The organism is Nocardioides zeae, assembly GCF_030818655.1.
Classification (GTDB): domain Bacteria; phylum Actinomycetota; class Actinomycetes; order Propionibacteriales; family Nocardioidaceae; genus Nocardioides; species Nocardioides zeae_A.
In genome coordinates this window covers 2,313,713-2,327,746 of the sequence record NZ_JAUTAN010000001.1, presented here as the reverse complement: position 1 = coordinate 2,327,746, position 14,034 = coordinate 2,313,713, and the positions used below count along the sequence as shown (strand labels likewise).

Here is a 14,034-nt window from a genome sequence, read left to right as displayed (position 1 = left end):
CGCCGCGCTCAGTCCTGGGTCATGCGGGCGCCGAGCGTGAGCAGGCAGAGGGCGTAGCCCGCTGCGAGGCCCGGTGCGTGGAGCAGCATCCCGCTGACGAGGGCCTGGACCGCGCCGTCCTCCGGCCGCGCCAGGGCGCCGGGGGACACGAGGGCGATCGCCGTGAACGCGGCCAGCATCAGCAGCGGCGGGGTCATGCCCACCGCGAAGAACGCCGATCGGTCGGCGCGCACGGCGAGCACGAGGCAGAGCACGATGAAGCTGAGGTCGAAGAACGAGCTGACCCGGCCGCCGAGCCCGAGGTCCACCGCCAGGATGGCGAGCATCCCGAGCGCGCCGACGACCGCGACCCGGGGTCCGGGCTCGGTGCCCGTCCCGCGGGCGGCCTCGAGCAGGCTCACGGCGACAGGGTAGGTCCCGACGCTCAGGCTCCCCGGCTCGACGCGCCGCCCGGGTCACGGGGCAGCTCCCGCACCTCCCGGGGGCCGGGCAGCGGTTCGTCCGTGACCCCCAGGTCGCCCAGCCGCCGGGCGGAGACCAGCACCCGCGACTCGAGCGAGCCGACGGCGCTGTTGTAGTGCCGCGTCGCCGCCCCCAGCGAGCGACCCAGCTGGTCGAGGTGGTCGGCCCACGTGCGCAGCCGCTGGTGCAGCTCCCGCCCGGTGCGCTGGATCTCCGCGGCCTGCTCGGCGAGCGCCTCCTGCCGCCAGCCCAGCGCGACGGTGCGCAGCAGCGCGATGAGGGTCGTCGGCGTGGCGAGCACGACCTGGCGGCCGGCGGCGTGCTCCATCAGCCCCGGGTCGGCCTCGAGCGCGGCCGCGAGGAACGCGTCGCCCGGCACGAACAGCACGACGAACTCGGGCGACGACGGGAGCGCCGCCCAGTAGCGCCGCGCACCGAGCACGTCGACGTGGGCCCGCAGCTGTCGGGCGTGGCGCGCCAGGTGGGCGCGGTGCTGCTCCACCTCCGCCGGGTCGACCGGGTCGAGGACGCTCGCGTCGAGGTAGCCGTCGAGCGGCACCTTCGCGTCGACCACCACGGTGCGGCCCCCCGCCAGGCGCACGACCAGGTCGGGGCGCAGTGCGCCGTCGTCGAGCGGCGTCTGCTCGGTGAAGTCGCAGCGGTCGACCATTCCGGCGAGCTCCACGGCGCGCCGCAGGTGGAGCTCCCCCCAACGGCCGCGCACGGTCGGACGGCGCAGAGCGGTCGCCAGGCCGTGGGTCTCGCGGCGCAGCTCCCCGGTCTGGTGGCGCATGTCGGCCACCTGGGCGGCGAGCTCGCCCTGCCAGGTGGCGCGGTCGTGGTGGAGGTCGGCCAGCTGGTCTCCGAGCCGGTCGATCCCCTCGGCCAGGCGTCCGGCGTCGACCGCCTCCTGCGGGGCCGTGCGCGCCCGGCTCCAGAGCACGCCGACGAGGCAGCCGACCGCTCCCCCGACGAGGAGCAGCAGCAGCGCGGTCACCACATCGAGCAGGTCCATGGCGCCAGCATGGACGGCGCCACCGACGGTTCTGGGAGCGGCGCCCGGTCTGGACCACAGGAAACCGAGAAACAGTTGTTACAGCCGCGAAACGGGAGGAACGGTGCGTGAAACGATCGATCACTAACTTCCGGTGCACCCGAGCAACGCACGTGGAAGGAAACCCATGTCCCTCTCCTCACGCCTGCAGCAGCTGCGCGACGCCCGTCGCCCGCTGCTCGCCGCCGCGTCCGCCCTCGTCCTGGCCGGCAGCCTCGCCGCCTGCGGAGGCGACGACTCCGACGCCTCGGGCTCGGACGGCTTCGGCGAGATCAGCGTGCAGTACTCCTGGATCAAGAACGAGGAGTTCGCGGGCGAGTTCTACGCCTACGAGAACGGCTACTACGACGAGGCCGGCTTCGACGCGGTGAACGGGATCTCGGGCCCCGACACCGGTGTCGCCAAGCTCCTGAGCGGCACGGTGCAGGTCGCGCTCAGCGACTCCGCCTCGGTCGGCGCGGCCGTCGCCGAGCAGGACGCACCGCTGAAGATCATCGGCGCGACCTTCCAGAAGAACCCGTTCACGATCCTGTCCCTGGCGGACGGCGGCAACATCGCGACGCCGGAGGACCTGGTCGGCAAGAAGATCGGCGTGCAGGACTCCAACGCCAGCGTCTTCCGCGCGCTGCTCGCGGCCAACGGCCTCTCCGAGGACGACGTGGAGATCGTGCCGGTCGACTTCGACCCGACGCCCCTCATGAACGGTGACGTCGACGGCTTCATGGCCTACCTGACGAACGAGTCGCTGACCGTGGAGCTGGCGGGCTACGAGGTCACGAACCTGCCGTACGCCGAGAACGGCGTGCCCTTCGTCGCCGAGACCTTCACGGTGACCGACCAGTACCTCGCCGAGAACCGGGAGCTCCTCAAGCAGTTCCTCATCGCCGAGATCAAGGGCTGGAGCGACGTCTTCACGGAGTCGACGGACGACTCGGTCGACCTGGTCGTGGAGTACTACAACGCCGCCGCCTCCGAGAACGCGGAGGGCCTCGAGTCCGTCTTCGGCGCGCTCGACCCGGAGAAGACCGGCCTCGCCCTCGAGGCGACGAAGGAGCTGATCTCCACCGACGAGACCGAGGAGAACGGCCTGTTCACGATCTCCGACGAGCTCCAGGAGCAGACCGTGGCGTCGCTCGGCGCCGCCGGCTGGGACGTCGAGACGGACCAGATCTTCGACACGTCGATCATCGACGAGATCTACGCCGAGAACCCCGACCTGATCGACTACCAGCCCTGATCATGACCGCTCCCACCACCACCGCCACGAGCGAGGGGGCCGGTGCCCGCAGCGGCACCGGCCTCCGGATCACCGGGCTGAGCAAGACGTTCAAGGGCTCGCGCGGCAAGACCGTGCAGGCGCTGGAGGACACGGACCTCCACACCGACCGGGGCTCGTTCCTCGCGCTCCTGGGCCCCTCGGGGTGCGGCAAGTCCACCATCCTGCGCATCCTCGCGGACCTCGAGACGCCGACGACCGGCCAGGCGCTCGTCGACGGCAAGACCCCGCGGGAGCTGCGTCGTGACTCCGAGCTCGGGATCGCCTTCCAGGACCACGCGCTGCTCCCGTGGCGCAGCGTCGAGAAGAACATCCGGCTGCCGTTCGAGGTGGCCGGGAAGTCGGTCGACACGGCGTACGTCGACGAGCTCATCGACCTCGTCGGCCTCCGGGGCTTCGAGAAGGCGAAGCCCGCGCAGCTCTCCGGGGGCATGCGCCAGCGCGTCTCGATCGCCCGCGCCCTGGTGCTCAAGCCGTCGGTGCTGCTGCTCGACGAGCCGTTCGGCGCGCTCGACGACATGACCCGGCAGAACCTCAACCTCGAGCTGCTCCGCATCTGGACGGAGAAGCCCGCGACGACGCTCCTGGTGACGCACGGCATCGCCGAGGCGATCTTCCTGTCCGACCAGGTGGCCGTCATGTCGGCCCGCCCGGGTCGCGTCAAGGAGATCATCGAGGTCGACCTGCCGCGGCCCCGCACGCCGGAGATGATGCGGACGCCCGAGTTCCACGCGCTGGTGGACCGTGCCTCCGAGATCCTCTTCGGCCACGCGGGACCGGCCGGCGGGGGGCACTGACGTGGTGGGCGAGCGCCGGGTGCCCGGCTGGCTCGCCGGGATCATCGGGACCGTCGTGCTCGTGGGCGGCTGGTGGCTGCTCTCCGTCACGGCCTTCACGCCCGCCGAGGGCACGGACTTCACGCCCGTCCCGTCGCCCTTCGCGGTGGTGCGGACGCTCCTGGAGGACGGGTTCGCGTCGTACTGGACCTTCTTCAGCGTCACCCTCACCGAGGCCGCGTGGGGGTTCCTGTGGGGCAACGCGCTGGCGCTCCTCCTGGCCTCGACGGTGCTCGTGCTGCCGCAGCTGGAGACGGTGGTGACGCAGGTGGCGGTCGTGAGCTACTGCCTGCCGCTCGTCGCGGTCGGCGGCATCGCGATCGTCGTGCTCGGCGGCGCCGACCAGCCCGGCGACCCGTCGTCGACGGCGATCTTCCTCGCCGCCCTCAGCGTCTTCTTCACCACCGTGGTGGGGGCGCTGCTCGGCTTCAAGGCGGCGGACAAGGCGTCGCTCGACGTCATCAGCGTGTACGGCGGGGGTCGGTTCACGCAGCTGCGCAAGGTGCGGCTCGTGGCCGCGCTGCCCTCGATCCTCAACGCCCTCCAGATCGCCGTACCGACGTCGTTCCTCGGTGCGGTGCTGGGGGAGTACATGGGTGCCACCGACCGCAGCGTCGGCATCACGCTGATCCGCCTGCAGGGCAACCTCGACGCCGAGCGGGTGTGGGCGGTCTTCCTGCTGTGCGCGCTGGTGGCGATGCTCGGGTACGCGGCCCTCGGCCTCGTCTCCCGCCTGCTGACCCCCTGGATCTCCGGGCGGGCCGCGTGAACGCCGTGGCCCGGGCCGCCGGGCGGGGACTCCTCAACGCGGTGCTCACCCTGGTCGTCGTGCTCGCGCTGTGGCAGGCGGTGGTGTCGTGGGGCGGGATCTCGCCCTACGTCGCCAAGGGCCCCATCGACGTCTGGAACCACCTCTTCGTCACCGACCCCGACGCCTTCACGACCGCGGCGGAGCGGCGCGACGCGCTCGTGCCGCTGCTGTGGTCGACCCTGAAGGACGCGAGCATCGGGTTCGTCGTCGGCATGCTCATCGCCGTCGCGCTCGCCATGGCCTTCACGCTGTCGAAGACCGTCGAGGCGGGCGTCATGCCGCTCGCGCTCCTGCTGCGCAGCATCCCGCTCGTGTCGATCGCACCGGTGATCATGCTGCTCACCGGCCGCGGCACCACCGCGTCGGTGGCGGTGATCGGCACGATCGTGGTGCTGTTCCCGGCGCTCGCGTCGGTGCTGTTCGGGCTCAGCCAGGCCAACCGGCAGAGCCTCGACCTGGTGCGCGTGTACGGCGGGGGCAACCTCTCCGCGCTCCGCAAGGTCGCCGTGCCGGGCGCCCTGCCGTCGCTCTTCGCGGCCGCCCGGGTCTCCGTGCCCGGCGCCGTCACGGGGGCGCTGCTCGCCGAGTGGCTCTCCACCGGCACGGGCATCGGCGGCAACATCGTGAAGTTCAACGCCGGCGCGCAGTTCGACAACCTGTGGGCCTGCGTCGCGATGGTGACGCTGGTGACGCTGGTGCTCTACAACCTCGTGCAGCTGCTCGAGAACGTCGTGCTCGCCGAGATGGGGATGAGCCAGCGCTCGTAGGGGGTGTGGTCGTGGGGGCCCGGTCGTGGGGGTCGGGCCCCTCGGGGAAAGAAAACGCGGACTGGTCAGGGCGACACGCCGAGGGGCGCGCCCGACCGGTCCGCGTTTTCCTTGCCCAGGCGGGGGCCCAGGCGGGGGCCCAGGCGGGCGACGGCCCCCTCAGTACGCCGCGCGGTCGTCCTTCGCGAGCCAGGCGTCGAACGGTGCGGTCGCGTCGGCCGGGCGCACCTGCACGACGGGCGTGGCCCAGTCGGAGCGGGGCGTCGCCATGAGGTCGTAGAAGGCCCGGTCGTCGAAGCCCCCGCGGGCGGCGTCGTCGCGGTCCGCGGCGTACACGACGCGGTCGACCCGCGCCCACAGGGAGGCGGCGGCGCACATGGGGCAGGGCTCGCACGAGCTGTAGAGCACGCAGCCGGCGAGGGTGAAGGTGCCGAGCTCGCGGCAGGCCGCGCGGATGGCCTGGACCTCCGCGTGGGCGGTCGGGTCGAGGGTGGGCGTCACCCGGTTCTGCCCGGTGGACACACCAGCGCGCCGTCGCGCACGACGACGGCGCCGAACGGCCCGCCGCCCTCCTGCACGTTGGCGACGGCGAGCTCGACGGCGCGAGCGAGCCAGGGGGTGTCGGTGGACGGGGCGGTGCTCATTGCTCTCCTCGGGGGGACGATCGGGCCAGCCGCCAGACGCGGTCACGGCTCAGGGGGATCTCGTGGGGCCGCACGCCGAGCGCGTCGCGCACGGCGTTGGCCAGGGCGGGGGCGACGGGGTTGTAGGGCGCCTCGCTCATCGACTTCGCACCGGCCGGGCCGAGCGGGTCGACGGTCGCGGCGAACAGCACCGTCGTGGGCGGCACGTCGGCCATGGTGGGCACGCGGTAGTCGCGGAACGCCGCCGTCGTCGGCGCGCCGTCGACGAGCACGACCTCCTCCTGCAGCGCGCTGCCCAGGCCCTGGGCGACCCCGCCCTCGACCTGGCCCCGGAGCTGCTCGGGGTTGAGCACGACGGCCGCGTCGACGCCCTGCACCGAGGTCAGCACGCGGACCTCGCCGGTGCGCGGGTCGACCGCGACGCGGAAGCCGTGCACGTTGAACGCGACGGAGCGCGGGGAGCCGTCGCACGAGCCGTGCGCGACCAGCGGGCGGTCGAGCCGGGCCGGGTCCCCGCCCGCCGCGTCCAGCAGGGCGCGCAGGGACGTCGCGGCCCGGGCCACCGCCGTACCGGCCACGACCGATCCGGTCGACCCGTAGGCCCCCGTGTCGAAGCCGGCCGTCGCGGTGTCGCCGGTGCGCAGGCGCACCTGGTGGGCCGGTACGCCGAGGGTGGAGGCCACCAGCTGCGTGTGGACCGTCGCGGTGCCGTTGCCGAACTCGGCCGTGCCGACGTCGACGGTGACGACCCCGTCGGAGGTGAGGGTGAGGGTGGCGTTGCTGTGGTGCCCGCGCGGCGGGATGGTCGCGATCATGGCCGCCGCCACGCCCTCGCCGACGAGCCACGGGGTGCCGTCGGGCCGGACCGGGACCCGGGCGGCGTCGGCGGGCGCCGTCGTCGCGAGGTGCCCCTCCACCAGGTCGAGGCACTGGGCGAACCCGTCGCCCGTGTGCCCGAGGTCGGTGTCGGGCGGGCCGTTGACGACGAACGCGTCGCCGGGCACGACGGCGTTGCGCCGCCGGATCTCGAACGGGCTGATGCCGACCTCGCGGGCCAGCTCGTCGAGCGCGGACTCGATGCCGAGCACGACCTGACCGAGCCCGTAGCCGCGGAAGGCGCCCGAGGGGAGGTTGTTGGTGTAGACCGCCTCGGCGTCCACCCGCTTGTTGGCGCAGCGGTAGAGCGCCACCGACTCGTGGCACCCGTGGAACAGCACGCCGGGGCCGTGGTTGCCGTAGGCGCCGGTGTCGGACAGGACGTCGACGGCCATCGCCGTCAGCACGCCGTCGGCGTCGGCGCCGAGCTCCACCGTGACCCGCATCGGGTGCCGGCAGGGCACCATCGTGAACTGCTGGTTCCGGGTGAGCTCGAGCTGCACGGGTCGGGGGTCGCCCTCGGCGGCGGTGCGCAGCGCCGCGACGGCCGCGAGGTCCTCGACGAGGAGCTCCTGCTTGCCGCCGAACCCGCCGCCCACCCGCGCCGCGACGACCCGCACGGTGGCGGGGTCGCGATCGAGGAGGCGCGCCAGCTCGTCGCGCACCAGGAACGGCACCTGCGTCGAGGTGCGCACGACGAGGGTGCCGTCGGGCTCCACCCACGCCCGGGCCCCGTGGGTCTCGAGCGCGGCGTGGTTGACGCGCGCGGTGCGCCAGGTGCCCCGCACCCGGTGCGCGGCGGCCTCCAGGCCGGCGGCGACGTCCCCCACCTCGCCGTGCGTCTGCGCGACCACGTTGCGCGCCGGGTCGCTGATCCGCGCGACCACCGCGTCCTTGTCGCCGTGCAGCAGCGGGGCCCCCGGACCGCGGGCGGCGTCGGGGTCGTGGACGGCGGGGAGCGCGTCGTACGCCACGACCACGAGCCGCGCCGCCTCCTCCGCCGCCTGCGGCGTCTCGGCCACGACGGCGGCTACGCGCTGGCCGACGAAGCGCACGACGTCGTCGAGGATCCGGGTGTCGTCGGGGTCGTCGAGCCGGCTCTGGTGGCGGCCGGTGGAGAAGAGGGTGGCCGGCACGTCGCGGTGCGTCAGCACGAAGCGGACCCCGGGCACCGCCTCGGCGGCGCTGGTGTCGACCGTGATCCGTGCGTGCGGCGCGGTGCTCTGCACGAGCGCGACGTGCAGCACGTCGGTGGTCGGCAGGTCGAGCGTGTAGGGCTCGCGGCCGGTCACGACCCGGGGCGCCGCGGGGGCCGCGAGCGACGAGCCGATGGCGCCGCAGGCGGGGGAGACGTTGGTCCGACCCGCCAGCGCGTCCCGGATCGACCGGTAGCCCGTGCAGCGGCAGAGGTTGCCCTTGAACCGCCGGGCCAGGGCGTGCCCGTCGTCGGAGCCCTCGGAGCCCTCGTCGGAGCCGTCCTCGACCACCGTCCCGTCCGGGCCGGCGAGCGCGGCCGCGGTCACGACGTACCCCGCCGTGCAGAACCCGCACTGGAACCCCGCCGCCGCCGCGAAGCGCTGCTGCACGGGGTGCGGCTCCTCGGGCGTGCCGAGCCCGGCGGCCGTGGTGACGGAGCGGCCGTCGGCGCGGTGCACCGGCACCAGGCAGGAGTGCAGCGGTGTGCCGTCGACGAGCACGCTGCAGGCGCCGCAGTCACCGGCGTCGCAGCCCTTGCGGACGTCGAGGTGGCCGGTGTCCCGCAGGAAGGTGCGCAGGCACTGGCCCGGGTGCGCGGTCGACGGATCGACGGGGACGCCGTTCACCTCGATCACGCGGCGACCTCCCGCGTGCCGGCGTGCAGCTCGTCGAGCACCTCGCGGGCGAGGACGCCGGCCAGTTGGGCGCGCCAGTCGGGGGCGCCGTGGGGGTCGTCGTACCACCGCTCCTCCGCGATCCCCGCCACCGCCGCGGCGAGCTCGTCGACGCCGGGCAGGGCGCCGAAGCGCAGCACGACGGGGCGGTCGGTCGCAGCGGTCACGCTGACCGTGCAGGCGCCGGACGGCGCGTCGAGGCGCCCGATCACGACGGCGGCGGAGCGGCCGACCGGGGTGAGGGAGAGGGTGCGGACGGCGTACGTCGCGGTCAGCGCCGCCGCGTCGACCTCGAGCCCGCGGAGCAGCTCGTCGGGGCGCCGGTCGGTGCGGCCGGGTCCGGTGACGAGGTCGGCGACCGGTACGACGCGGGCACCGCCATCGGCCGTCAGCAGGGTCGCCCGCGCGTCGAGGGCGACGGCCAAGGACGTCATCGCGCCCGCCGGCAGGCCGAGGCAGACGTTGCCGCCGACGGTCGCGACCTCCTGCACCTTGAACGACATGAGGAAGGCGTCGGCGCACCGCCGCGCCAGGGCGGCGACGCTGGCGCGGCGCGGGTCCGCGACCCAGGGCGCGGTGGCGGCGAGGAGCGCGGCGACGGTGCAGGTCGCGCCGATGCGCAGGCCCGGCTCGTCGGCGCCCGGCTCGTCGGAGTGTGGCTCCGGGGTCGGCGCCGGGATCGGCTCCACGGCCGACCAGCCCAGGCCGGTGAGGTCCACGAGGCCGCGCAGGTGCGGCTGCGGCGTGGAGTAGAGCCACGACCCGCCCGCGAGCCACGACTCCCCGGGCTGCAGCCACGCCTCGTCGAGGGTGCGCGGGACGCGCACGCCCCGCAGCTCGGCGAGGTCCATCACTCCACCTCCGCCAGGCGCTGGTAGGTCGCCGAGATGCTGGTGACGCGCTCCCGCCCGGCGGCACCGCGGCGCGCGAGCACCCCGTCGGCGAGGACGGCGACGAGGCTCATCGCGGCGGCGTAGGAGTCGAAGGACAGGTCGGTGCTGACCGGGCACTCCACCCAGATGCCGGAGCGGCCGATGCGGCCCAGGTGCTCCGCGGCGCTGGGGTCGCCGACGAGCACCACCCGGGCCCCCGTGCGGGTGGCCTCGGTGAGGAAGGCGCCGAAGCCGGACGGGCGGCGCCGGAACCCGACGACCACGACGACGTCGCCGGGCTCGACGTCGGCGAGCTCCTCGCCCATCACCTGGCCCGGCGCCGGCGCGAGGCGGACGTGGGGGCGGGCCTGCACGAGCTGCTGGCGCAGGTGGAGCGCGACGACGTGGCTGTTGCGCCAGCCGACCACGTGGACGTGGGCGGCGTCCGCGAGCGCGGCGACGGCGTCGGCGATCGCCGGGCGGGACAGGGCCGCGGCGATGGCCGCCGCCTCCGCCCGCGCGTGGACCGGCAGGCTCGCCGGGCCGTCGGTCGCCCGCGGCTCCCCGACCGCACGGATCGCGCGGAGGTGCTCGCGCACCTCGTCGAAGTCGCTGTAGCCGAGGCTGCGGAACAGTCGGCTCATCGTGGCCTTCGAGACCCCGGCCAGGTCGGCGAGCTCGGCCGCCCGGTAGGTCGCGAGGTCGTCGAGGTGCTCGAGGAGGGTGTCGGCCGCCCGCCGCTCCTGCGGGGACAGGGCTCCGCGGTGGGTCGCGATCCGCTCGTCGATGCGCACGGCGCTCACACCCCCAGTCCGACGGCGGGCGAGGGCACGGCGGTGGTCGCTCCCGCGTCGTACGCGCGGACGGCGGAGCGCACCGCCTCCTCGAGGGCGACGAGCCCGGCGGCGACGTCGACCTCGCGGACGTCCTCGCCCGGGTGGTGGCTGATGCCGTCGAAGCAGCGGAGGAAGAGCATCCCGATGTCGGTGACGCGGGCGACCGCCATGGCGTCGTGCCCGGCGCGACTCCACAGCGCCATGGGGTCGGGGTCGCCGGTGCGGGTGATGCCGTCGCGCACGGCCTGCTGCAACCAGCCCGCGCACGGCGCTGCGGGGGCCGCGTGGGTCTCGATGGCCTCGAACCGGAGTCCGCGCGCGGCGCAGGTGGCGGCGATGTCGGCGGCCATGACGTCCCAGGCCGCGTCGCGGGCACTGTCGAGCGGCGCGCGGAGGTCGAGGCTGAGGTCGGCGCGGCCGGCGATGACGTTGACCGCGCCCGGGCTGGCCTCGATCCGGCCCACGGTCGCGATCACGCCCCGCTCGCGGGCGATCCGCTCGATCGCGGTGATGGCGAGGCTGGCGCCGACGAGGGCGTCCTTGCGGCGCTCGTACGGCGTGCCGCCCGCGTGCCGGGCCTCCCCGTGCACGGTGAGCCGGAAGCGGCGGGCGCCGGCGATCGTCGTGACGTAGCCCAGCGAGGCGTCCGCCGCCTCGAGGTAGGGGCCCTGCTCGATGTGCGCCTCCAGGTAGCCGACGAGCGACCCGGGGTCGCGGGCCGCCTCGTGGTGGCGGCGGGGGTCGAGACCGAAGTCGAGGTAGGCCTGGTGCAGCGTGACGCCCTCGCGGTCGCGGAGGTCCCAGAACGTGTCGTCCCACTGTCCGGAGAACGCCTTGCTGCCCAGCAGCGCCGTGCCGAAGCGGGTGCCCTCCTCGTCGGAGAACGCCACCACCTCGAGCGCGCACGGCCAGGTCGCGACCTCGGCGGCGAGGCTGCGGGCCACGTCGATCGCCATGACGACGCCGAGCATCCCGTCGTAGCTGCCCGCGTCGGGCACCGTGTCGATGTGGGAGCCGAGCACGAGGGCCGGCAGCCCCGGGGTGCGGCCCTCGATGCGGCCGCACTGGTTGCCGGCGGCGTCCTGCCACGTCCGCATCCCGGCCTGCTCGAGCCAGGTGGCCACGCGCCGGTTGGCCAACGCGTGCTCGGGGGTCAGGTGGGTGCGCTCGAGCCCCGTGGTCGAGGCGGAGAACAGGTCGAGCTCGCTGCAGCGCGCGAGCACCTCGGCGGCGCTCACGCGGCGTCGCCCGTGTCGGCGCCCGTGTCGGCGTAGGACTCCAGCGCGGCCCCGACGCCGCCGCCGGCGACGACGGGAGCACCGGCGGCGCGGAGCACCTGCTCGAGCGCGGCCAGGGTGAGGAGCACGGCGTCACGGCGTGCGTTGTGGCCCATCGTGCCGATGCGCCAGACCTTGCCGTGGAGGGGGCCGAACGAGGTGCCGATCTCGATCCCGAAGTCGGTGAGCATCGCCCCGCGCACGTCGTCGGCGACCACGCCGTCGGGCACGTGGACGGCCACGACGTTGTGCATCTTGTGGGCGACGTCGCCGAACACGGCGAGCCCGAGCCCGCGCACGCCGGCGAGCATCGCGGCACCGTGCACGCGGTGGCGCTCGATGGCGGCGTCGACCCCCTCGGACAGGAGGATGCGGGCGCACTCGCGGGCCGCGTACAGCATGCTCGTGGCCTCCGTGTGGTGGTTGAGGCGGCGCGGTCCCCAGTAGTCCATGACCTGCGCGAGGTCGAGGTAGTTGGACGCGATCCGCACGCCCTGCTCCCGCGCGACGTCGGACTCCTCGCGGATGCCCGCCTCGACGTGCCGGCGGCCGTCAATGACCGCGACCGCCCGCTCGCCGAGGGTGATCGGGGCGCTGCCGGACGGGCCGCCCAGGCACTTCTGCAACCCGGCGCTGGCGACGTCGATGCCCCACGCGTCGGTCTCGAACACGTTGCCGCCGAGGGAGGCGGTCGCGTCGCAGTAGAGGAGCGCGTCGTGCCGGCGGCAGATCTCGCCGAGGTCGGCGAGCGGCTGGCACATCGTCGTCGACGTGTCGCCCTGGACGACGGCGACGACCTTGGGGCGTACGGCGCGGACCGCCGCCTCCAGCTCCTCGGGCTCGAACACCTCGCCCCACGGCCGCTCGACGGTGTGGACCTCGGCGCCGCAGCGCTCGGCGATCTCGACGAGGAGGTGCCCGAAGCGGCCGAAGACGGGCACGAGCACGCGGTCGCCCGGCTCGAGGAGGCTGACGAGGGCTGCCTCGATGCCTGCGCGGGAGGTGCCGTCGACGAGCAGCGTGTGCTCGTTGGTCGTGCGGAACACACCGCGGTAGAGGGCCATGACCTCGGTCATGTAGCCCGTCATGGCGGGGTCGTACTGCCCGACGAGCGGCGCCGCCATCGCCCGCAGCACGCGCGGGTCGGCGTCGATGGGACCCGGCCCCATGAGCAGGCGCGGCGGCGGGTTGACCTGCTCGGTGAGGACAGGGGGACCGGACGACGGTGTCATGGGGCTGACCGTAAGAAACGGCCGTTTCGGATGTGTTTCGGTGGTGGGGCAGTGTGTTTCGCGTCAGGCTGGCGGCATGGGCACGTGGGACGAGGGGCTGTTCGGCAGCGACGCTGCGGCGGACGTCGCGATGGACGCGGCCGGGGCGCCGCCACCGATGGTCGAGGGATTCCTGCGCGAGGCGATGGCGCGCTGGGACGACGAGGAGGACGCCGCCGACCCGGCGGCCGCGGTCGCGCTCGTGCTGTACGCCGTCGATCCGACCGGCATCGAGCAGCACCCCTACGTGTCCGGATGGCCGCGTCGTGACTGGGTCCCGTCGGAACGCCTCGTCGGAGACGCGCGGGTCCTCGGGGAACGGCTGCTCGCCGAGGCGGACGAGGACGACGAGGACGCCGGGTTCCTGCCCCGGGCACGCGCGGAGCTGCGGGCCCTGCTCGACCGCACCCGCGGCGTACCGGTGCCACAGGCTCCGCTCGCGCCCGCGGCGCCCGCGGCGCCTCCGGGGTCGCGGCGTCGCCGCTGGCCCTTCGGGCGGTCGCGCTGAGTCGTGGCCCCAGCGGGCCGTTTTCCATGGCGCTGGGGCCACGACGCGGGATGGCGGTTGGCGCCGAACCCCGCCCGGGGCCGGAACTGTGCGGATGGGGCGGGCCGGAGGCGGCCCGGGGCGCACCGACGTCCCAATTCCGAGCGCCGGGCCGGAACATCGCGACCCGCACCACCGTTGTCCCCTCCGTGACCGGAGTCGTGATCCTCATCGCCGCCGTCGTGCTCGCGCTCGGCTTCGGCGCCTGGCGCGCTCGTGTCGACGGGCGCTTCGCCGCGCGCCGTACGCCGCGGGCGATCGCCACCCCGACCGAGAACCCCACCGGGACGGAGCCGACCGGGCCCACCGCCTGGGACGCCGTCGTCGCCGCGGGCCTCGTCGAGACACCGGGGGAGCGCGCGACGCTGCTGCAGTTCTCGTCCGCGTTCTGCGCACCGTGCCGGGCCACGCGCCGGGTGCTGGGCGAGGTGGCCGAGGTCGTGCCGGGCGTGGCCCACGTCGAGGTCGACGCGGAGCACCACCTGGAGCTGACGCGCACCCTGGGGATCCTCCGCACCCCGACGACGCTGGTGCTCGACGCCGCGGGCCGCGAGGTCACGCGCGCGGCGGGCGCGCCCACGAAGCAGCAGGTGCTCGCGGGGCTCGACGCGGCGGTCTGACGGGATGGAGCGCG

Annotated in this window: 15 protein-coding genes; 6 read left to right on the top strand and 9 right to left on the bottom strand. The window is 74.6% G+C overall.

Features of this window, described 5'->3' with window-relative positions:
* Positions 1–8 precede the first annotated feature (8 nt).
* Positions 9–401: a DUF6542 domain-containing protein gene (locus QE405_RS11135; protein WP_307200692.1), complete on the bottom strand. Its 393-nt coding sequence runs from the start codon at positions 399–401 to the stop codon at positions 9–11.
* 23 nt (positions 402–424) lie between these two features.
* Positions 425–1,477 carry a DNA recombination protein RmuC gene (locus QE405_RS11130; protein WP_307200690.1) on the bottom strand — a complete coding sequence of 351 codons (1,053 nt, stop codon included), beginning with the start codon at positions 1,475–1,477 and terminating at the stop codon, positions 425–427.
* 166 nt (positions 1,478–1,643) lie between these two features.
* On the opposite strand from QE405_RS11130, the gene QE405_RS11125 reads away from it, so the two are divergent.
* The 4 genes from QE405_RS11125 to QE405_RS11110 are packed head-to-tail and all read left to right on the top strand — an operon-like array spanning position 1,644 to position 5,206.
* On the top strand, positions 1,644–2,753 hold the full coding sequence (locus QE405_RS11125; protein ID WP_307200687.1) for an ABC transporter substrate-binding protein: 1,110 nt from the start codon (positions 1,644–1,646) through the stop codon (positions 2,751–2,753).
* 2 nt (positions 2,754–2,755) lie between these two features.
* Positions 2,756–3,589, top strand: coding sequence for an ABC transporter ATP-binding protein (locus tag QE405_RS11120; protein WP_307200685.1), 834 nt, complete (start codon positions 2,756–2,758; stop codon positions 3,587–3,589).
* A 1-nt stretch (position 3,590) separates the two neighbouring features.
* Positions 3,591–4,397: an ABC transporter permease gene (locus QE405_RS11115; protein WP_307200683.1), complete on the top strand. Its 807-nt coding sequence runs from the start codon at positions 3,591–3,593 to the stop codon at positions 4,395–4,397.
* Positions 4,394–5,206, top strand: a complete 813-nt coding sequence (locus QE405_RS11110) for an ABC transporter permease (protein WP_307200681.1) — start codon at positions 4,394–4,396, stop codon at positions 5,204–5,206. The genes QE405_RS11115 and QE405_RS11110 overlap by 4 nt, the downstream gene beginning before the upstream one ends.
* Before the next feature lie 159 nt (positions 5,207–5,365).
* Here the strand turns inward: QE405_RS11110 and QE405_RS11105 are convergent, their stop codons facing one another.
* Genes QE405_RS11105 through QE405_RS11075 form a run of 7 tightly spaced genes read right to left on the bottom strand, consistent with a single transcriptional unit; the run spans position 5,366 to position 12,814 of the window.
* Positions 5,366–5,707, bottom strand: a complete 342-nt coding sequence (locus tag QE405_RS11105; RefSeq protein ID WP_307200679.1) for a nucleoside deaminase — start codon at positions 5,705–5,707, stop codon at positions 5,366–5,368.
* Entirely contained in the window at positions 5,704–5,850 is a 147-nt protein-coding gene (locus QE405_RS11100; protein WP_307200677.1) for a hypothetical protein, read from the bottom strand. The genes QE405_RS11105 and QE405_RS11100 overlap by 4 nt, the downstream gene beginning before the upstream one ends.
* Entirely contained in the window at positions 5,847–8,558 is a 2,712-nt protein-coding gene (locus tag QE405_RS11095) for a molybdopterin-dependent oxidoreductase (RefSeq protein WP_307200675.1), read from the bottom strand. Before QE405_RS11095 ends, QE405_RS11100 begins: the two co-directional genes overlap by 4 nt.
* Positions 8,555–9,448, bottom strand: a complete 894-nt coding sequence (locus QE405_RS11090; protein ID WP_307200673.1) for an FAD binding domain-containing protein — start codon at positions 9,446–9,448, stop codon at positions 8,555–8,557. Before QE405_RS11090 ends, QE405_RS11095 begins: the two co-directional genes overlap by 4 nt.
* A complete protein-coding gene (locus QE405_RS11085) occupies positions 9,448–10,272 on the bottom strand; it encodes a MurR/RpiR family transcriptional regulator (protein WP_307200671.1) in 825 nt (274 codons plus the stop codon). Before QE405_RS11085 ends, QE405_RS11090 begins: the two co-directional genes overlap by 1 nt.
* The gene (locus QE405_RS11080) at positions 10,269–11,543 is read right to left on the bottom strand and encodes an allantoate amidohydrolase (RefSeq protein ID WP_307200669.1); all 1,275 of its coding nucleotides are present in this window, start codon (positions 11,541–11,543) and stop codon (positions 10,269–10,271) included. The genes QE405_RS11085 and QE405_RS11080 overlap by 4 nt, the downstream gene beginning before the upstream one ends.
* Entirely contained in the window at positions 11,540–12,814 is a 1,275-nt protein-coding gene (locus QE405_RS11075) for a pyridoxal-phosphate-dependent aminotransferase family protein (RefSeq protein WP_307200667.1), read from the bottom strand. The genes QE405_RS11080 and QE405_RS11075 overlap by 4 nt, the downstream gene beginning before the upstream one ends.
* 76 nt (positions 12,815–12,890) lie before the next feature.
* On the opposite strand from QE405_RS11075, the gene QE405_RS11070 reads away from it, so the two are divergent.
* Both QE405_RS11070 and QE405_RS11065 read left to right on the top strand, forming a co-directional pair.
* The gene (locus QE405_RS11070) at positions 12,891–13,361 is read left to right on the top strand and encodes a DUF4259 domain-containing protein (RefSeq protein ID WP_307200665.1); all 471 of its coding nucleotides are present in this window, start codon (positions 12,891–12,893) and stop codon (positions 13,359–13,361) included.
* A 188-nt stretch (positions 13,362–13,549) separates the two neighbouring features.
* Complete coding sequence (locus tag QE405_RS11065; protein ID WP_307200663.1) at positions 13,550–14,020, top strand: thioredoxin family protein; 471 nt, start codon at positions 13,550–13,552, stop codon at positions 14,018–14,020.
* Positions 14,021–14,034: the final 14 nt, after the last annotated feature.